Source organism: Shinella sp. (assembly GCF_052438155.1).
In the GTDB taxonomy this organism is placed as follows: Bacteria; Pseudomonadota; Alphaproteobacteria; order Rhizobiales; family Rhizobiaceae; genus Shinella.
Map to the genome: position 1 here is coordinate 121,923 of NZ_JBQVPI010000012.1, position 16,951 is coordinate 138,873.

General features: G+C 63.7%; 17 protein-coding genes. 8 read left to right on the forward strand and 9 right to left on the reverse strand.

The window, feature by feature from the left end; genetic code table 11:
* Positions 1-90: 90 nt before the first annotated feature.
* The gene (locus ACT6VE_RS21165; protein ID WP_444800407.1) at positions 91-513 is read right to left on the reverse strand and encodes a type II toxin-antitoxin system VapC family toxin; all 423 of its coding nucleotides are present in this window, start codon (positions 511-513) and stop codon (positions 91-93) included.
* 2 nt (positions 514-515) lie between these two features.
* A complete protein-coding gene (locus ACT6VE_RS21170; RefSeq protein WP_444800408.1) occupies positions 516-749 on the reverse strand; it encodes an AbrB/MazE/SpoVT family DNA-binding domain-containing protein in 234 nt (77 codons plus the stop codon).
* Positions 750-888: 139 nt separating this feature from the next.
* Between ACT6VE_RS21170 and msrB the strand changes: the two genes are divergently transcribed.
* Entirely contained in the window at positions 889-1,296 is a 408-nt protein-coding gene (gene msrB, locus ACT6VE_RS21175) for a peptide-methionine (R)-S-oxide reductase MsrB (RefSeq protein ID WP_444800409.1), read from the forward strand.
* Here the strand turns inward: msrB and ACT6VE_RS21180 are convergent, their stop codons facing one another.
* The gene (locus tag ACT6VE_RS21180) at positions 1,297-1,800 is read right to left on the reverse strand and encodes a GNAT family N-acetyltransferase (protein WP_069059437.1); all 504 of its coding nucleotides are present in this window, start codon (positions 1,798-1,800) and stop codon (positions 1,297-1,299) included.
* A gap of 127 nt (positions 1,801-1,927) precedes the next feature.
* On the opposite strand from ACT6VE_RS21180, the gene ACT6VE_RS21185 reads away from it, so the two are divergent.
* On the forward strand, positions 1,928-2,428 hold the full coding sequence (locus tag ACT6VE_RS21185; protein ID WP_444800410.1) for a hypothetical protein: 501 nt from the start codon (positions 1,928-1,930) through the stop codon (positions 2,426-2,428).
* Positions 2,429-2,437: 9 nt separating this feature from the next.
* On the opposite strand, the gene trhA is transcribed toward ACT6VE_RS21185, so the two are convergent.
* Both trhA and ACT6VE_RS21195 read right to left on the reverse strand, forming a co-directional pair.
* The gene (gene trhA, locus ACT6VE_RS21190) at positions 2,438-3,094 is read right to left on the reverse strand and encodes a PAQR family membrane homeostasis protein TrhA (protein ID WP_444800411.1); all 657 of its coding nucleotides are present in this window, start codon (positions 3,092-3,094) and stop codon (positions 2,438-2,440) included.
* Positions 3,095-3,201: 107 nt separating this feature from the next.
* Positions 3,202-3,516, reverse strand: a complete 315-nt coding sequence (locus tag ACT6VE_RS21195; RefSeq protein WP_444800448.1) for a TraR/DksA family transcriptional regulator — start codon at positions 3,514-3,516, stop codon at positions 3,202-3,204.
* A gap of 310 nt (positions 3,517-3,826) precedes the next feature.
* Between ACT6VE_RS21195 and ACT6VE_RS21200 the strand changes: the two genes are divergently transcribed.
* Positions 3,827-4,681, forward strand: a complete 855-nt coding sequence (locus ACT6VE_RS21200) for a VOC family protein (RefSeq protein ID WP_444800449.1) — start codon at positions 3,827-3,829, stop codon at positions 4,679-4,681.
* Between the two features lie 107 nt (positions 4,682-4,788).
* Here the strand turns inward: ACT6VE_RS21200 and ACT6VE_RS21205 are convergent, their stop codons facing one another.
* Complete coding sequence (locus tag ACT6VE_RS21205) at positions 4,789-5,124, reverse strand: DUF930 domain-containing protein (protein WP_444800450.1); 336 nt, start codon at positions 5,122-5,124, stop codon at positions 4,789-4,791.
* A gap of 237 nt (positions 5,125-5,361) precedes the next feature.
* Between ACT6VE_RS21205 and ACT6VE_RS21210 the strand changes: the two genes are divergently transcribed.
* Together ACT6VE_RS21210 and ACT6VE_RS21215 are read left to right on the forward strand one after the other, a co-directional pair.
* A complete protein-coding gene (locus tag ACT6VE_RS21210) occupies positions 5,362-6,489 on the forward strand; it encodes an AI-2E family transporter (RefSeq protein ID WP_444800412.1) in 1,128 nt (375 codons plus the stop codon).
* A gap of 93 nt (positions 6,490-6,582) precedes the next feature.
* Entirely contained in the window at positions 6,583-8,676 is a 2,094-nt protein-coding gene (locus ACT6VE_RS21215; RefSeq protein WP_444800413.1) for a S9 family peptidase, read from the forward strand.
* A 42-nt stretch (positions 8,677-8,718) separates the two neighbouring features.
* Here ACT6VE_RS21215 and ACT6VE_RS21220 read toward each other — a convergent pair whose 3' ends face one another.
* The 3 genes from ACT6VE_RS21220 to ACT6VE_RS21230 all read right to left on the reverse strand — a co-directional run bounded on the left by ACT6VE_RS21220 (position 8,719) and on the right by ACT6VE_RS21230 (position 11,502).
* Entirely contained in the window at positions 8,719-9,078 is a 360-nt protein-coding gene (locus tag ACT6VE_RS21220; protein WP_444800414.1) for a type II toxin-antitoxin system PemK/MazF family toxin, read from the reverse strand.
* Complete coding sequence (locus tag ACT6VE_RS21225) at positions 9,078-9,341, reverse strand: AbrB/MazE/SpoVT family DNA-binding domain-containing protein (RefSeq protein WP_444800415.1); 264 nt, start codon at positions 9,339-9,341, stop codon at positions 9,078-9,080. Before ACT6VE_RS21225 ends, ACT6VE_RS21220 begins: the two co-directional genes overlap by 1 nt.
* A gap of 70 nt (positions 9,342-9,411) precedes the next feature.
* A complete protein-coding gene (locus ACT6VE_RS21230; RefSeq protein WP_444800416.1) occupies positions 9,412-11,502 on the reverse strand; it encodes a caspase family protein in 2,091 nt (696 codons plus the stop codon).
* A gap of 161 nt (positions 11,503-11,663) precedes the next feature.
* Between ACT6VE_RS21230 and ACT6VE_RS21235 the strand changes: the two genes are divergently transcribed.
* The 3 genes from ACT6VE_RS21235 to ACT6VE_RS21245 all read left to right on the forward strand — a co-directional run bounded on the left by ACT6VE_RS21235 (position 11,664) and on the right by ACT6VE_RS21245 (position 16,871).
* Positions 11,664-12,845 carry a GNAT family N-acetyltransferase gene (locus tag ACT6VE_RS21235; RefSeq protein ID WP_444800417.1) on the forward strand — a complete coding sequence of 394 codons (1,182 nt, stop codon included), beginning with the start codon at positions 11,664-11,666 and terminating at the stop codon, positions 12,843-12,845.
* A 62-nt stretch (positions 12,846-12,907) separates the two neighbouring features.
* The gene (locus tag ACT6VE_RS21240; protein ID WP_444800418.1) at positions 12,908-14,416 is read left to right on the forward strand and encodes a protein adenylyltransferase SelO; all 1,509 of its coding nucleotides are present in this window, start codon (positions 12,908-12,910) and stop codon (positions 14,414-14,416) included.
* Positions 14,417-14,537: 121 nt separating this feature from the next.
* On the forward strand, positions 14,538-16,871 hold the full coding sequence (locus ACT6VE_RS21245) for a glucose/quinate/shikimate family membrane-bound PQQ-dependent dehydrogenase (RefSeq protein WP_444800419.1): 2,334 nt from the start codon (positions 14,538-14,540) through the stop codon (positions 16,869-16,871).
* Positions 16,872-16,951: the final 80 nt, after the last annotated feature.

Below are 16,951 nucleotides of genomic sequence, written 5' to 3' on the forward strand. Positions count from 1 at the left end.
TCTCCATTGGCAGGATTTCATCGTCAGAGCGCTGTTTCTACGTCGGTATGGCCAAAATCACCACCCTTGAAGCGCAAGGGCGCGGCGTTTTCACGCGCCTTGTTTGTTCTTCTCGTCAGGCGTTCGCAGATCGAGATTGGGGAAATACGTGCGATAGCGCCCGGCATCGCGGGTGATCAACGTCCATCCCGCCACAGCCGCATGCGCGCCGATGAAGAAATCCGGCAGCACGCCGGTGCGGCTTCCGCCAGCCTTGCGATAGGCCTGAAAGGCCTTGCCGGCGAGAAAAAGCGCCTCCTTCGGTATCGGCAGGTGCTCGAGCGCGGCGGTTGCGATCATCGTGTCGAGATCGGCGATATCCGGGTATCGCACGGAGAGTTCGGCATAGATGACATCGTTGATGGCAAGGGGGCCGACAAGTGCTGCCGCCTCCAGTTCGGCCACCGACCAATCGGCCCAGACGGGATCGGCGGTCACAAGGTCGAGCAGCACATTCGTGTCGACCAGCACCATGGTCAGTCTTCGCCGCGGGTCAGCGCCATGATCTCGTCCGTCGTCATGCCGGCGCCGGCCTGCCCGCGCAATTGCGCGAACCGGCTTTCCGGCCGCGACTTGCCAAGCGGTACGACGACGACGCTGCCATCTTCCACCCGCCGGAACTCCACCTTGCTGCCGGGGCCGATGCCGAGGAAATCACGAACGGCCTTCGGGATCGTGACCTGCCCTTTGCTGGTGACTGTCGCTCCCATCGAGACCTCGGTAATACCTTGTGTGAAACCGGTATTACCTTAACGCAGGCGCCGTGGGATTGCGAGTCCGGCGAAGAGACGCCGCAGCAATTGTCTTGCCGCATTTGTCATCCTATTTAAGGAGCAACAGGAGGCACCCATGAGCGACACGACAACATTGAAGGTCAACAAGACGAAGGAAGAGTGGCGACAGATCCTGACGCCAGAGCAATTCCGCATCACGCGCGAACACGGCACGGAGCGGGCCTTCTCCAGCCCCGACTTCGACCTCTCCAAAAAGGGCACCTATCATTGCATCTGCTGCAACAGGCCGCTCTACAGGTCCGAGGCGAAGTTCAATTCCGGCACCGGCTGGCCGAGTTTCTACGAGCCGATCGAGCCCGGCGCGATAACGGACCACTCGGACCATTCCTATGGCATGACGCGCACGGAAATCCGCTGCACCGATTGCGACGCCCATCTCGGTCATGTCTTCCCCGACGGGCCACCGCCGACCGGCCTGCGCTTCTGCATGAACGGCGTGGCGCTCAGCTTCGATCCGGACTGATCAGCGCTTCGGCACCCTCAGTTCCATGCACGCGAGGTCGAGCCAGCGGCCGAACTTGATGCCGACCTCGCTGAACCGGCCGACCATGCGGAAGCCGAGCTTTTCGTGCAGCTTGATCGAGGCGACGTTCTCCGCCTCGATACAGCCGACCATGACATGGATGCCGTTGAAGCTGGCGCGGTCTATCAGGGCCTTCATCAGGCGCTTACCCGTTCCCGTGCCGCGCGCCTCGCCGCGGATGTAGACGGAATGCTCGACCGTATGGCGAAAGCCATCGAAGGCCCGCCAATCGCCATAGGAGGCATAGCCGATCACCTGCTTGCCGCGCACGGCGACAAGCACCGGGAAATCCCGCTCGCGGCGGGCGGCGAACCAGGCCTTGCGGTTGGCGAGGTCGACGACGGCCTCGTTCCAGATCGCCGTGGTATTGACGACGGCATCGTTGTAGATGTCCATGATGGCGGGAAGATCGCCCTCCGCGGCATCGCGTATTGTAATGTCCATGGTTCCCCCCGGTTTTGCCTCATGCCATACAGGAGGAGCGGGAAAGCTGTCCAGCCTGCTCGCAGGGCTGGCGATGAAAGGCCCGCCTTTGTCCGTCTTGTCGTTGACGCATCAGCGAGTGGCCACCATGCAACGTTTGCTTTTTCTGCTTCTCCTCATCCTCCCCGCCCCTGCCCTTGCCGCCGGGTGGGAGCCCTATGCCAACGCCCGCTTCGGCTTTGCGGTCGATATCCCGCCTGGCTTTGCGCTGGTGCGCGAAGCGGACAATGGTGACGGTCGAACCTACGGCAATGGCGGCGCGACGCTCGCCGTCTGGGCAAATTATCTGACGGCCGGTGATTTCGCGGAAGAGGTTGCCGACCGGCGCGTGACCTACGGCCAGCAAGGCTGGGACCTGAGCTACGACCGGCAGACGACGGGCTGGGCGAGCCTTTCAGGTACGCGCGGCGACCGGATTCTGTATCACCGGGTCATCGCGCTGTGCGGCGATGCCGTCGCCTCCTTCGTGCTGGACTATCCGCAATCGATGAAGGCGGAGATTTCGCCGCTCGTCGGCAGACTGGTGAAATCGCTGCATCCGGCCGAGGGCTGCACGAATGCGCAGGGTGCTGCGCCGGCCGCGCGGTAGCAGGATCGGTCAGACGCTGGAAACCACGCTGGTGACGACCGCCGAGTAGTGCACGGCGGCGGCCGACACAACGAAACCATGCCAGATGGCGTTCTGGAAGCGCAGCTTCTCCCATACATGGAAGATGACGCCGACCGAATAGAGCAGGCCGCCGACCACGATCAGCGTCAGCGTCGCGGTGGAAAGATGCGTCATCAGCGGGCCGAAGGCGAGCACGCCGCTCCAGCCCATGCCGAGATAGATGAGGATCGCCAGCCGGTCGAAGCGACCGGGAAAGAGGAATTTCAACGCCACGCCGGCCGCCGCCATCAGCCAGAGGAAGACCAGCATGCCGGCCAGAAAGGGGTCCTCGATGCCGCGTTGCAGGAACGGCGTGTATGTGCCGGCGATCAGGATGAAAATTGCCGAATGGTCGAAGCGGCGCAGGTGCCACTTTACGTTGGAGACCGGCCAGATATTGTAGGCAAAGGAGGTGGCGAGCACGAGCACCAGACCGACGCCATAGACCCAGGCCGCAGCCAGTTGACCGCTCGAAGCCCAGACGGTGGCATAGAAGATCAGCGCCGTGACGCCGATCAGCGCCAAGACCAGGCCAACGCCGTGCACGATGCCGTCGGCGATGACCTCGTAGCGGTCATAGTTCCACTTGATGCCCTTGATTTCCACCGCGACCGGCCCTGCATTTCATCTGCCGTCCATGGTGGCGTGTTTGTCCCGCGCGGGCAAGGGGAACGGCCGCCCGCGGGGATCACGAAAGTTTGCCGCCTGTCATCTCACTGCTGCGCGATGCACTCTTCACACAGTGCCGCATGGGGAACGGCAGCAAGGCGCGCGGGCGAAATCGGTCCGCCGCATTTGGCGCAGGTGCCGAAGGTGCCGGCGGCGATCCGGTCGAGGGCGGCATCGATGGCTTCGATTTCCTTGAGGCCATTGGTGCCGAATTCCTCCAGCACCTCGTCGTTCTCCCGCTCGGTCGCCCGGTCGGCGCTGTCGCCGCTTTTCAGCGTGTCGAGATCCGTCTCGATCCTCTGCAAACGGCTGTTAAGCTCGCGCTTGCGGCCGAGAAGAATGTCCTTGTAATGCGCCATGTCCGTCACGATACCGGTCTCCTTCATTTCGCGATCTACACCGAAATTGCCATCGCCGCCGTTCAACGTCATTGATCCGGGTCAAGTTCCAAAACAGCCGTCGTCAACACCACATTGACAGTAAATCACCAAAGCGCCACCTTTCGTGAACGAAGCGGCTCCGCCATATTGACCCCTACAGAACGGTTTCCAGGGGAAACCGAAACGGGATGATATCATGACGGACTTCGACAGACGGACATTTCTCGGCGCTGCCGCCGCTGGCATCGCTGTCGCCAAGGCCGGCCCCACGCACGCGGAGACTGCCACCATGACCGAGACCCACGCCGTCGACATGCCGGCCTTCGTCGATCACGCGCATCTGTCGGTGATCGACCTGCCGATGCAGTCGGCCTTCTACCAGCAGGCGATGGGCCTGACGGTGCTCGACACGTCTGCCTCCGGCGAGACGCTCGGCGTCGCCGGCCGCCCGCTACTGACGCTGACGACCGGCAGCAATGCCGCCCGCGCGCCGCGCAATGCGCCGGGCCTCTTCCACACCGCCTTCCTGGTGCCGAACCGCAAGGAACTCGGCCGCTGGCTGGCGCATGCCGCGCACAACAACGTGCAGCTCACCGGCGCCTCCGACCACCTCGTCAGCGAGGCGATCTATCTCGATGACCCGGAAGGCAACGGCATCGAGATCTATCGCGACCGCGACCGGTCCGAATGGACCTATGTGCCGGATGGAAAGGTGAAGATGGCAACGCTGCGGCTCGACCTGCAGGCGCTCTATGACGAAGCGCCGAAGGATGGCTGGACCGGCCAGGAGAATGGCACCGTCATCGGCCATATCCATCTCCAGGTTTCGGACATGCCGGAGGCCAACGCCTTCTTCCACGACGTGCTCGGCCTCGACATCATGACGAGCTATCCCGGCGCGAGCTTCTTCGCGACCGGCAAGTATCATCACCACGTCGCGGCCAATGTGTGGAATTCGCAGGGCCAGCCGAAGCGGCAGGACGGCATGACCGGCCTTGCCGACTACACGATCCGCTTCAACGACCCGGCCAAGCTGGAGACGGCCCTCAAGCAGCTGGATACGCTTGCCATCCCGACCACCCGCTCGGGCGATACGGTCTCGCTCATCGATCCGTGGGGCATCGGGCTGAAGCTTTCGGCCTGAAACAAAAAGCCGGCGTCTGAAAAGGCGCCGGCTTTTCATATCGATTTCAAACTAACTGATTCCGGAAACAGCGCTATCGCGCTGTTTGCCCGCAGCTTTTTGACCACCTAGTCGTACAGGTAGTGCGCCGCCCAATCCGCGCGCGGCACCATGTCGCCGATCTTGTACTTGAAAGCATTGACCTCCAGCCGGTCGGCGCTCGCCTCGCATTTGTACGAGAGACGATACCATTCGCCGCCGCTGCGGAAGACCGCACCGCGGGTCTTGAAGGTCGTGCCGTCCAGCTTGGGATCGCCAAAGGCATAGGCGATCACCTTGTCCGGGCGGAAGCCGTCCTTGTCGCCGCTGATCTTGTCCATCGCTTCCATATCGCAGCGCTGCTCCAGCCGCTCTTCCGGCGTCAGCTTCTGGAGCTGGCTGCGGATGCGGGCATCGATCGCCATCGCGGGGGATGCGACGAGCGGCGCGAGCGCGAGGGTGCAAAGGGCGGCTACGAGCCGGGTTGTCTGCCGTTTCAACGATCGGCTCCTCTTCGTGGCGTCAGTGTCGACGTCTTAATTCGGGGTTAACGGGGAATATGTCGATTTGACAACCGGTGGCAACCGACTCAGGGTTTCAACCGACGGGCACGGAACTTCCATCCCTATCGCGCGTTCTGCGGCGGAACTGGGGAACGTGCCATGCATGACGTGTCGGGACAGCCGGCTGAACGGAGGCTCCTGCGAAGCGGCCTCGACCTGGAAAGTGGTCTCGTCGAACAGGCGCCGCGCCGCTACGGCCTCGATATCGCCGCCGCATGGGCGGTGATCGGCATTTTCACCATCATGGCCATGGGCGTCGTCTATCTCATGGCGCCGATCCTCATTCCGCTGTCGCTTGCCGTCGTCACCGGGCTGATCTTCGGCGTGGCTGCGGAAAGGCTGCATGAGCTGGGCATCCCCCCGCTGCCGACGGCATTGCTGCTTGCCGGCCTGTTCGGCGTCGGCGTCTTCTTCATCGCCGGCATGCTGGCCGAGCCGATCAGCCAGCTCGCCGCGGATGCGCCGGATCTGGTGCGCGGCGCCTATGATCGCGTAACACCACTCATCTCCCGCCTCGGCTGGCTGAACATCAGCCCGGAAACCTTCCAGGGCACGCAGATGTCGATGGAAAAGGTGCTGGAAAATACCGGCAGCATTCTTGGCATTCTTTCCGCCAGCCTCACCCCCGCTTTGTTGCAGGCGATGATTTTCTTCGCCGCCCTCGTGCTCTTCCTTTCGGCGCGGCTGAAGCTGCGCCAGATGATCATCCTGGCCTTTCCGCGCCGCGGCCAGCGGTTGACCACCATCCGCATCATGAACGCCGTCGACAAGGCACTCGGCTTCTATTTCGCGACCGCGACGCTGGTCTATGGCTCGCTCGGCGTGGTTACCGCCCTCATCGCCTGGGGCGGTGGGCTTGCCATGCCCGCGCTCTGGGGCCTGTTCGCCTTTCTCTCCAGCTTCGTGCCGTTCCTCGGCGTGGCGCTGATGACGATCGCGCTTGCCACCGCCGGTCTCCTGACCCACGAGACGATGCTGATGGGCCTGCTGCCGGCCCTCGCCTTCTTCCTCGTGCACCTTGCCATGGAAAACCTCATCATGCCGGCGGTGATGGGCAAGCGGCTGGAGGTCAACGCCTTCATCATCTTCACCGCCATCATCTTCTGGACCTGGATGTGGGGCGCTGCCGGCGCCATGCTGGCCCTCCCCCTTTCCATCATCGGCATGACGATCGCCGACGAGCTGCGTCCCGCCAAGCGCAAGGCCCGCCGCAGCCTGCCGGGGTGATTAAGAACGACAGCCAGTGGCAAAGCCGCTTGATGCGGCGGGCCGGGCTCTCTATCTGTTTGATCCCGCCTACCGATTTGCCGGAGTGAAATCTTGTCCGTCTTCAAAAACCTGCCCGCCGCTCCCGTCGCTGCCAAGAAGCCGATCTCCGACACCCGCCACGGCATCACCCGGACGGATGATTACGCCTGGTTCCGCGACGAGAACTGGCAGGCCATGTTCAAGGATCCTTCGATCCTCCAGCCGGAAATCCGCACGCATCTGGAGGCGGAAAACGCCTATATGACCGCCGCGATGGCCGACACGGAGGCGTTGCAGAAGACGCTGTTTGCCGAGATGCGCGGCCGCATCAAGGAAGACGACAGCTCCGTTCCGATGAAGGACGGCCCGTTTGCCTATGGCACCGCCTATGTCACCGGCGGCGAGCAGCCGCGTTACTTCCGCGAGCCCCGCGACGGCGGCGAACGCACCGTGCTGCTCGACGGCGACAAGGAGGCCGCCGGCAAGGACTATTTCCGTCTCTCCGGCATCGATCATTCGACGGACCATTCGGTCGGCATCTGGGGCTATGACGACAAGGGCTCGGAATATTTCACGCTGAAGGTGCGCAACCTTGCGACCGGCGAGGACCGCACCGACACGCTCGTCAATACCGGCGGCGACGGCGTCTGGGCGCCGGATGCCAGGAGCTTCTTCTACACCGCGCTCGACGAGAATCACCGCCCGTCAAAGATCTTCCACCACATCCTCGGCGATCGCCAGGAGAACGACCGGCTGGTCTATGAGGAGAAGGATGCGGGCTTCTTCATGTCGGTCGGCGGCTCGCTGCTCGACGATATTATCTATATCGACATCCACGACCACGAGACGAGCGAATACCGCCTGCTTTCCACCAAGGACCTGCTGGCCAATCCGGTTATCGTCACGCCGCGCCAGACCGGCCTCGAATATGCGATGACGGAAGGCGGCGACGTCTTCTACATCCTGACCAATGCCGACGGCGCCAAGGACTTCAAGATCATGGAAACGCCGGTGACGGCGCCGGGTCGCGAGAACTGGACCGAGGTCGTGCCGCACCGTGCCGGCACGCTGATCCTCAACCACATGGCCTTTGCCCGCCACCTCGTCTGGCTGGAGCGCCATGAGGGCCTGCCGCGCATCGTCGTGCGCGATCGCAAGACGGGCGAGGAACACGCCATCGCCTTCGATGAGGAGGCCTACTCGCTCGGCCTTTCCGGTGCCGCCGAATACGATACGGATGTCATCCGCTTCTCCTATTCCTCGATGACGACGCCCGCGCAGCTCTTCGACTACAATATGGCGACGCGCGAGCGCACGCTCCTGAAGACGCAGGAAGTGCCCTCCGGCCATAACCCCGACGACTACGTCACCCGGCGCGTCTTCGCGCCAGCCTGGGACGGCGAACAGGTGCCCGTCACCCTGCTCTACCGGAAAGATACGCCGCTCGACGGTTCCGCCCCCTGCCTGCTCTACGGCTACGGCGCCTACGGCATCACCATCCCGGCGTCCTTCAACACCAATTGCCTGTCGCTCGTCGATCGCGGCTTCGTCTATGCCATCGCCCATATCCGCGGCGGCAAGGACAAGGGTTTTGCCTGGTACGAAAACGGCAAGATGGACAGGAAGACCAATACGTTCAAGGACTTCATCGCAGCGGCCGACTATCTGAATCAAGAGAAGTTCACCTCCTACGCGAACATCGTCGCGGAAGGCGGATCGGCCGGCGGCATGCTGATGGGCGCGATTGCCAACATGGCGCCGGAAAAATTCGGCGGCATCATCGCCGCCGTGCCCTTCGTGGACGTGCTCAACACCATGCTGGACGACACGCTGCCACTCACCCCGCCGGAATGGCCGGAGTGGGGCAACCCGATCGACAGCAAGGATTTTTACCAGCTGATGGCCAGCTACTCGCCCTACGACAATGTCGAGGCGAAGGCCTACCCGGCGATCCTGGCACTTTCCGGCCTCACCGACCCGCGCGTCACCTACTGGGAGCCCACCAAATGGGTCGCCAAACTGCGCGAAAAAACCACCGGCAGCGAACCCATCCTCCTCAAGACCAACATGGGCGCCGGCCACGGCGGCGCGTCCGGGCGCTTCCAGCGGCTGGAGGAGATCGCGTTCGAATATGCGTTCGCGATCAAGGTGGCGGGGAAGGTGTAGGCTCGGTCCTTGCGGGAAGGGCCAACCCTTCCCGCGGCGTGCCTATGCGGGGTCGATCATGCTGACCACACGCGCAGCGATCTCGTCTGTGGTGTAATTGTCCAGTGTTTCGACGAAGCGAGCGGTTTTGTTTTTCACCCGCTCCACGATATCCAGTCCCCGCACCTGATTGCAAAGCGCAACGCCCGTCGTCCTGTGGCCTGAAATATTCACGGCCAGTCCGGCCTTGCGGGCAAACGCGCCTCCTGTCGTAATTGGCACGACAAGACACATGCCGACTGCGTTGATCTCGCGCGGGGTGATCACGACGCAGCGGTGTTCATCCCTCATCTCGTTGCCCACCACCGGGTTCAGATCGACGATGAACACGTCACCCCGCTTCGGAACGTTGCTGCGAACCATCAGAACGTTTCGTTTCCGACGCGGCCACCGCCCTGCCATGCAGCGGCCTGCTTGTTCAGGTCGGCCATCTCGTCGGCCCCTTCCAGAAGCTGTGCCAGCGTATATCGCTTCTTTGGTTGAGCGGGCGTTGCGACGAGCGATCCGTTGTTGACGGTCAGGGTCAATTCCGTACCCACTTCCGCGCCCAGCATCTTCAGCATCGCAGGCGGAACACTGAAGACCGTAGCCCCTCCTTGACGGCGAATTTTTACTGTATTGCTCATGCGGACATCTCCAAATATGTGCTACGAAAATAGCACATATTTGCCACGTCGCAAGAGCGCCCGACTGCGCCTACCGGAACGCCCCGACGCACTCCTGCAGATCGTCCAGCATCGCGCTCGAACCCTTGAGGCTGGTGCTGATATCGCCGATGCGGATGTGGTTGCCGCGTTTCAGGGCATCGATCACCGAACGGTCGCGGCCGAGATCGTAGGCGATTTCCTGGCCGCCATAGGCCTTGCCGTGGATGTCGTAGCCCTGTCCGTCGTCGATCCAGTATTTCGCGTCATTCGTATAGTCGTTGCCGTAGTCGTATCCCTTGTCCTGGAAGCCGAAGGTCACGTGGCCGTCGTAGTACCAGCGGAAGGCGGCATAGCGGTCGCCATCGCCGCGGCGGGTGGCGCGGCAGTTGAGGAAGCGGTCGCCGGAAAAATCCGCGACGATGTCCCAGCCGCCGACCGAACGCGACGAACGGTACGGATCGGCATCCGAGCCATAGCCGCTGTCATGGCTCGACGAAGCGGTGTCGGCGTAACCATCCGTTTTCGTCTCGTGGCTCGCGCTGTCATTCGAAGCGTGCTCGTCGCTCGGGAAATCCCGCAGGGCATCGCGGTATTTGTCGTAGAAGCCGAGGCGGCGCACGTCGACGAATTCGAACTCGTAATCCTCCAGCGAACGCCCGCTGTTGTCGCGGAAGCGCACCAGGCCGCGGAAGCGCAGGCAGCCGTCGCCGCACGCGACCTCGTCGACATATTCGCGGGCATTGTCGTCCGGCGTCTTCACCGCGATACCGAGGCCGTGGCGGCGCTCCTCGTTGATGGCGCGGAACATCAGCGACTGGGCGTAGCCGCGGCGATCCTCGTCGAAATAGTCGTAGATCGCGCGCTCTTCGCTCGGGCTCAGGTCATCCTGGCTCGCGACGTAGATGCGGCGCTCGGGAATGCTTGCCGAGGTGATGATGTTGCGCAGCCGCTCATGCGAATAGACTGTCGAGAAATAGGAGATGTAGTCGCAGCTTTCCGGCGGATACCAGAAGCTGAAATCGACGAGCACGAGCTGGCCGTCCTTGTAGAGATCGGAAAGGCGGCGGTCGCTCTTGCTGCCGCCGAAGGTCAGGCGACCGCAGGGATCGTGCCGGTCGTTGGCGATGCTGAGATAGGGCAGGTTGCCCGTGTCTTTGTGGTCGCCCTCGAAACGCTTGCCGAGCAGATCGATCTTGCGCTGCGCGATATAGGCGAAGACGCCCTCCGGATAGCGGCTGAGATAGCGGTCATAGGCTTCGCGGTTATCGGCGAGCGAGGCGAATTCGTAGAAGGCGATTTCCGCCGGATCGACCTTGTCGTCCTTGGGGCTGAGCGCGAACTTGCCGTAGTCGGCATCGCTCTGCCAGGTTTCCTGCTTGCCCTTGCTGCGCTCCTTCACGATCTCCCCGGTCTTACGGAAGGCGTCCTCCAGCAAGATGCCGGGAATGCTGATCGCGTCGACGAAGGCGGAGGCGAAGGGGCTGATCGGCGTGCCCTCGTAGTCGTAGGCCGTGCCCGGCGCCGACGCATAGGCATAGTGGATGCCCTCGGCGTTCTTCGGCTCGGCAAGGCCATCCGGGATGTCGCGCAGCGTGAGGAACGGGTTTTCATGGGCCGCGTCGAACAGCACGACCTTGAGGCCGGTGCCGAGCTTGCGCAGGGTTTCGGTGACCTCGGAGACGGCGAGCGAGCGATTGCGCAGACCGGTCAGCGTGCGGCCCGACGCATCGGTCGGCAGGAGAAAGTTGTCGCCGCCGATCTGCACGGCATAGCCGGAGAAATAGACGAAGAGCACCGGATTCTCTGCCTTTTCCGCCACGCGGGTAAAATTGTTGAGGGCCGACAGCATGCCGAGATGGTCGACATCGGTGGCGCGCGTCACGGAAAAATTGACCCGCTCCAGCGCCTCGCCGACGAGGTCGATATCGTTCAGCGGGTTTTCCAGCGGTTCGGCATCCTCGTATTCGGCATTGCCGATGAGGAGCGCATAGCGTTCGGCGGCGAAGGCCGCGGGTGCTGCAAGAAAGAGAAGACAGGCGGCGAGCGCCCCGATCATCCGATGGACATTCCGCTGCACGATATCCTCCCAGGGAAACGATCGAGGCCCGCCGGCATGGCCGGCAACCGGAAATTCACGCACGCATTTCTGCTGAGAAAGGGACGGACGAAACCGTTCGCTTATTCAGAAGGTTATGAAATTCCATCTTCATTCACCCTGCAAGAGCCAAACGGGGACAAAAGCGGGAAAGGTTTTGTTCAGCCGCCGCTGCTAGCGTCACCGCGCAGGAAAACGGATGGGCAATGGCTATGGAGGGGACCGGCACGGCTGACGACGCCGCGGTGCAGCATCACGTGCTGCGCGATCGCTCCGCCATGCACGCCGTGGCGGCAGACTGGCGCGCGCTCGATGCCCGCGCCGCCGATCCGTTCGCCTATTTCCAGAGTTTCGACTGGTGTCAGCGCTGGCTCGACGTCGTTGCCGACGCGCGCTGCCGGCCGGAAATCCATACGCTGCGGCAGGGTGGAAACCTCGTTGCCGTGTGGCCGCTGATGCTGTCCGGCACGGCGGTGAAACGGCTCGAACCGCTCGGCTGGCCGCACAGCCAATATGCCAATCTGCTGATCGATCCGACTTTCGATGGTCGAGAGGCCGCGCGCCGACTGCTCGGGGGCCTTGCGCATACCAGGCATGACGTCGCCGTGATGGAAAGCGTGCCGGCGGGCTCCGCCCTCGCCGCGCTGTTTCAGGACACGTCGCGGCTGTCCGGCCGCAGCAACAGCGCGGCCATGCTGGACCTTTCCGTCTTCTCCTCCCCCGATGCCTATGCGGCCGCGCTCAGTAAGACCCAGCGGCGCAACCGCAACCGCCGGCGCAACGCGCTTTCGCGGCAGGGTGCACTGTCGTTTTGCGTGCTCTTTCCCGGCGAGGACGGTTTTGCCGACGCGATCGCGACGTGCCTCGACTTCAAGCGCAGATGGCTGCGCGAAACCGGCCGGCGCAGCACCGGCTTCGCCTTCGCGGGCTTTGACGACTTCCTGGCCAGCCTTCCCGGCAGGCGGGACAATCTGTCCGGCGCCTGCCTTTCAGTGCTCAAAGCCGGCGACCGGCTCATCGCGGGCGAACTCGGTTTCCTGCATCACGGTCACTACCACGCCTATCTCGGCGCCTTCGACTGGGACCTGCGCGATGCCTCGCCCGGCAAGGCGCAGATGGACATGACCGTCTGTTGGCTGATCGAACAGGGCGTGAAGACCTACGACCTGCTCGGCCACCCCGCCGACTACAAGGAGAGCTGGAGCAACCGCACGCTGGACCTTTCGGCCTATGCGCTCCCCGTCACGCTGGCCGGGCGGGCCTATGCAGGCCTGTGGACGGCGTGGCTTCGTCCCGGCCTGAAGCAGATTTACGAGCGCCTGCCCCACCAGCTACGCCGCCTCGCCCGGTTCGGCCAGAGTTTCGCGCTTTTCCTGATGATCGCCTGAAGCGCCTTTCGTTTGCCGGCCCGAGACCCTATCTTTAGGGCAGAGAGCAAGGACGAACGATCATGAGCAGCGCGACGACGGCAGCCGCGGGCACGGCCCGCACCATCCCCTTCGACAACAGCTATGCGCGGCTGCCCGATATTTTCTTCGCGCCGGTCGATCCAACACCGGTGGAAGCGCCGCGGCTGATCGCGTTCAACCGGGCACTCGCCGAAGAGCTTGGCCTCGATGCCGACATGCTGGAGCGGCATGGCGCCGGCTATTTCTCCGGCAACGTCGCCCTGCCCGGGTCGCTGCCGCTCGCCATGGCCTATGCCGGCCACCAGTTCGGCCAGTTCGTGCCGCGGCTTGGCGACGGGCGTGCCATCCTGCTGGGCGAAGTGATCGACCGCAACGGCAAGCGCCGCGACATCCAGTTGAAGGGTGCCGGCCAGACGCCCTATTCGCGGCGCGGCGACGGGCGGGCAGCGCTCGGGCCGGTGCTACGCGAATATATCATCAGCGAAGCCATGCATGCGCTCGGCATCCCGACCACGCGGGCGTTGGCCGCCGTCACCACCGGCCAGCCGGTCTATCGCGACCGGATGCTGCCCGGCGCCGTCTTTACCCGCGTTGCCGCAAGCCACATCCGCGTCGGCACCTTCCAGTTCTTTGCCGCACGCGGCGAGACCGACAATGTGCGCGTGCTGGCCGATCACGTCATCGAGCGGCACTATCCGGAGCTGAAAGGTGTCGAAACCCCCTATCTCGCGCTGCTCGACGCGGTGGCCGACCGGCAGGCCTCGCTGATCGCGCGATGGCTCGGCGTCGGCTTCATTCATGGCGTGATGAACACCGACAACATGACGATCTCAGGCGAGACGATCGACTTCGGCCCCTGTGCCTTCATGGACCACTACGACCCGCGCACCGTCTTTTCCTCGATCGACCAGAACGGCCGCTACGCCTTCGGCAACCAGCCGATGATCGGCCAGTGGAACATCGCCCGGCTTGCCGAGGCGATGCTCGCCATTCTCGACGAGGATCAGGACAAGGCGGTGGAGGCTGCGAACGCGGCCGTCGGCCGCTTCATGGAGCGGTTCCAGGACTATTGGAAGGCCGTCATCCGCGCCAAGCTCGGCCTCGGCGAGGACGAAGACGACGGCGACCAGACGCTGATCCGCGACCTGCTGGTGACGCTCTACGAGCAGAAGGCCGATTATACGCTCGCCTTCCGCCGGCTTTCGGATTCGGCTGAAAACAGCGAGGCGGATGCAGCACTAGGCAAGCTCCTCGAAGACCCGGATGCCCTCACACCCTGGCTTGCCGCCTGGCGCGAGCGGCTGGCGCAGGACGCCACGCCGCCACAGGACCGCGCGGCGGCAATGCGGCGCGTCAATCCGGCCTTCATACCGCGCAACCACAAGGTCGAAGAGGCTTTGACGGAGGCCATCGACCACGACGATTTCTCGCTGTTTGCGGCGCTGAACGATGTGCTGGCAAAGCCCTATGAGGACCAGTCGGCCTTCGCCGCCTACGCCGAGCCGCCCAAGCCCGGCGAAGAAATCACAGCGACATTTTGCGGGACCTGAACCAACTTCAGGCATTGAAGCGTCACGTTTTCGCCCTAATTTCTCCAGCGTCCCTCCTTGAGCCGGACGTCATGCCGGCCCCTCTCCTCCCATCGGGCCGGCATCGCAAACGGAGACCATCATGTTGTTATCCCTTACCGCTGCCCTCATCGCCATCATCGGATTGGTGCTGACGGGCGGAGGCGCCTGGCTGCTGTCGCTTGGCGGCAGCCCCTACTATCTCGTCACGGGCCTTGCCTTCCTCGTCACGGCCATCCTGCTGTTGCGCCGCTCCGCAGCGGCGATCTGGCTCTATGCCCTCATCATTCTCGGCTCGCTCGGCTGGGCGGTCTACGAGGTTGGCTTCGACTGGTGGCAGCTCGGGCCGCGCGGCGGCATCATCGTGCTGCTGGGCCTGTGGCTGATGCTGCCAGCGATCCGCCGTCCGCTCGGTTTTGCGAGCCCGACCGGCACGCCCTATCCGGCGTCGGCGCTGCCGCTCGCCATCGCCGTCGTGGTCGCTATCGGCGTTGCCGGCTATTCGCTGACGCAGGACCCGCATGACGTGGCCGGCACGCTGCCGACCGACATCGTCAACGCGACACCGGCGCTCGGCGGCAACGTGCCGGCCGGCGAATGGCACCAGTATGGCCGCACGCAATACGGCCAGCGCTACTCGCCGCTCGACCAGATCAACACGGACAACGTCTCGACGCTGAAGGTCGCCTGGCAATACCAGACCGGCGACGTGAAGCTGCCCGATGACGTGGGCGAGACCACTTACCAGGTGACGCCGCTGAAGATTGCCGACACGCTCTACATGTGCACGCCGCACAACTGGGCAATCGCGCTCGATGCCGCGACCGGCAAGGAGAAGTGGAAATACGATTCCAACTCCGGCATGAACCCGGATCGCCAGCACCAGACCTGCCGCGGCGTGACCTATTATGCCGATCCGGCCGCGACATCAGGCACGACCTGCGCGACGCGCGTCTACCTGCCGACCTCCGACGCCCGCCTGATCGCGCTCGACGCGGCAACCGGCGACGTCTGCACCACCTTCGCGGACAACGGCGTGCTGCACCTCGAAAAGGGCATGCCGTACAACCCGGCCGGCTACTACTATTCCACCTCGCCGCCCGTCATCACCGACGGCAAGATCATCATCGGCGGGGCGGTCAACGACAACTACTCGACGAAGGAACAGTCGGGCGTCATCCGCGCCTTCGATGTCAATTCCGGTGCCCTCCTGTGGAACTGGGATTCCGGCAATCCCGACGTCACCACGCCGCTGCCGGAAGGCCAGGTCTATACGGTCAACTCGCCGAATTCCTGGTCGGTGTTCAGCTATGACGACGCGCTCGGCCTCGTCTATGTGCCGCTTGGCAACCAGGTGCCGGACCAGCTCGGCATGGGCCGCAGCGAGCATGTCGAAAAATACTCGTCGTCCATTGCCGCACTCGACATCAAGACCGGTGCCGTGCGCTGGGTGCGCCAGACCGTGCACCATGACCTCTGGGACATGGATGTGCCGGCGCAGCCGGCACTGATCGACATCACGAAAGACGGCGCCACCATCCCCGCCCTTGTCGGCCCGACCAAGCAGGGCGACATCTACGTGCTCGACCGGCGCACCGGCGAGCCGATCATTCCGGTCAAGGAGATACCGGCACCGACCGGGGCGATCCCGGAGGACTTCACCGCCCCGACGCAGCCGATATCCGATCTCACCTTCTCGCCGCCGCCGCTGACGGAAAAGGACATGTGGGGCGTCACCATGTTCGACCAGCTGGCGTGCCGCATCGACTTCCTGTCGATGAAATACGAGGGCCGCTACACGCCGCCGTCGCTGCAAGGCTCGCTCATCTATCCGGGCAATTTCGGCACGTTCAACTGGGGGTCCGTCGCGGTCGATCCGGAGCGGCAGGTGATGTTCGGCATGCCGACCTACCTCGCCTTCACCTCCCGCCTCGTGCCGCGTGACCAGATCCCCGAAAAGGGGCAGGACGAGAAGGGCTCCGAACAGGGCCTCAACCGCAATGACGGCGCGCCCTACGGCGTCTTCATGGGTCCGTTCCTTGGGCCGCTCGGCGTTCCCTGCCAGGCGCCGCCATGGGGCTATGTCGCAGGTGCCAACCTTGCGACCGGCAAGATCGCCTACAAGCACAGGAACGGCACGGTCATGGACATGACGCCGCTGCCGCTGCCCTTCAAGGTCGGCGTGCCCGGCATCGGCGGCCCGATCATCACCAAGGGCGGCGTCGCCTTCCTCGGTGCGGCCGTCGACAACTACATCCGCGCCTATGACGTGACGAGCGGCCGCCAGCTCTGGGAAGGCCGCCTGCCCGCCGGTGGACAGGCAACGCCGATGACCTACACGGCTGGCGACAAGCAATACGTGCTGATCGTCGCCGGCGGCCACGGCTCCGTCGGCACCAAGCCCGGCGACTACGTCATGGCCTATACGCTGCCGTAAGGGCGCCACAGGGTGAAAAGCCGGCGCGGGCGATGTCCCACGCCGGCTTTTTTCTGCGCGACGCCCCCTCGATCTCATGA

Coding starts and splice junctions, on each gene's coding strand:
- ACT6VE_RS21165 (WP_444800407.1), bottom strand. CDS start 513: ATGGTGCTGGTCGACACGAATGTGCTGCTCGACCTTGTGACCGCCGAT.
- ACT6VE_RS21170 (WP_444800408.1), bottom strand. CDS start 749: ATGGGAGCGACAGTCACCAGCAAAGGGCAGGTCACGATCCCGAAGGCC.
- msrB (WP_444800409.1), top strand. CDS start 889: ATGAGCGACACGACAACATTGAAGGTCAACAAGACGAAGGAAGAGTGG.
- ACT6VE_RS21180 (WP_069059437.1), bottom strand. CDS start 1,800: ATGGACATTACAATACGCGATGCCGCGGAGGGCGATCTTCCCGCCATC.
- ACT6VE_RS21185 (WP_444800410.1), top strand. CDS start 1,928: ATGCAACGTTTGCTTTTTCTGCTTCTCCTCATCCTCCCCGCCCCTGCC.
- ACT6VE_RS21195 (WP_444800448.1), bottom strand. CDS start 3,516: ATGGCGCATTACAAGGACATTCTTCTCGGCCGCAAGCGCGAGCTTAAC.
- ACT6VE_RS21200 (WP_444800449.1), top strand. CDS start 3,827: ATGACCGAGACCCACGCCGTCGACATGCCGGCCTTCGTCGATCACGCG.
- ACT6VE_RS21205 (WP_444800450.1), bottom strand. CDS start 5,124: ATGGCGATCGATGCCCGCATCCGCAGCCAGCTCCAGAAGCTGACGCCG.
- ACT6VE_RS21210 (WP_444800412.1), top strand. CDS start 5,362: ATGCATGACGTGTCGGGACAGCCGGCTGAACGGAGGCTCCTGCGAAGC.
- ACT6VE_RS21220 (WP_444800414.1), bottom strand. CDS start 9,078: ATGGTTCGCAGCAACGTTCCGAAGCGGGGTGACGTGTTCATCGTCGAT.
- ACT6VE_RS21225 (WP_444800415.1), bottom strand. CDS start 9,341: ATGAGCAATACAGTAAAAATTCGCCGTCAAGGAGGGGCTACGGTCTTC.
- ACT6VE_RS21235 (WP_444800417.1), top strand. CDS start 11,664: ATGGCTATGGAGGGGACCGGCACGGCTGACGACGCCGCGGTGCAGCAT.
- ACT6VE_RS21240 (WP_444800418.1), top strand. CDS start 12,908: ATGAGCAGCGCGACGACGGCAGCCGCGGGCACGGCCCGCACCATCCCC.
- ACT6VE_RS21245 (WP_444800419.1), top strand. CDS start 14,538: ATGTTGTTATCCCTTACCGCTGCCCTCATCGCCATCATCGGATTGGTG.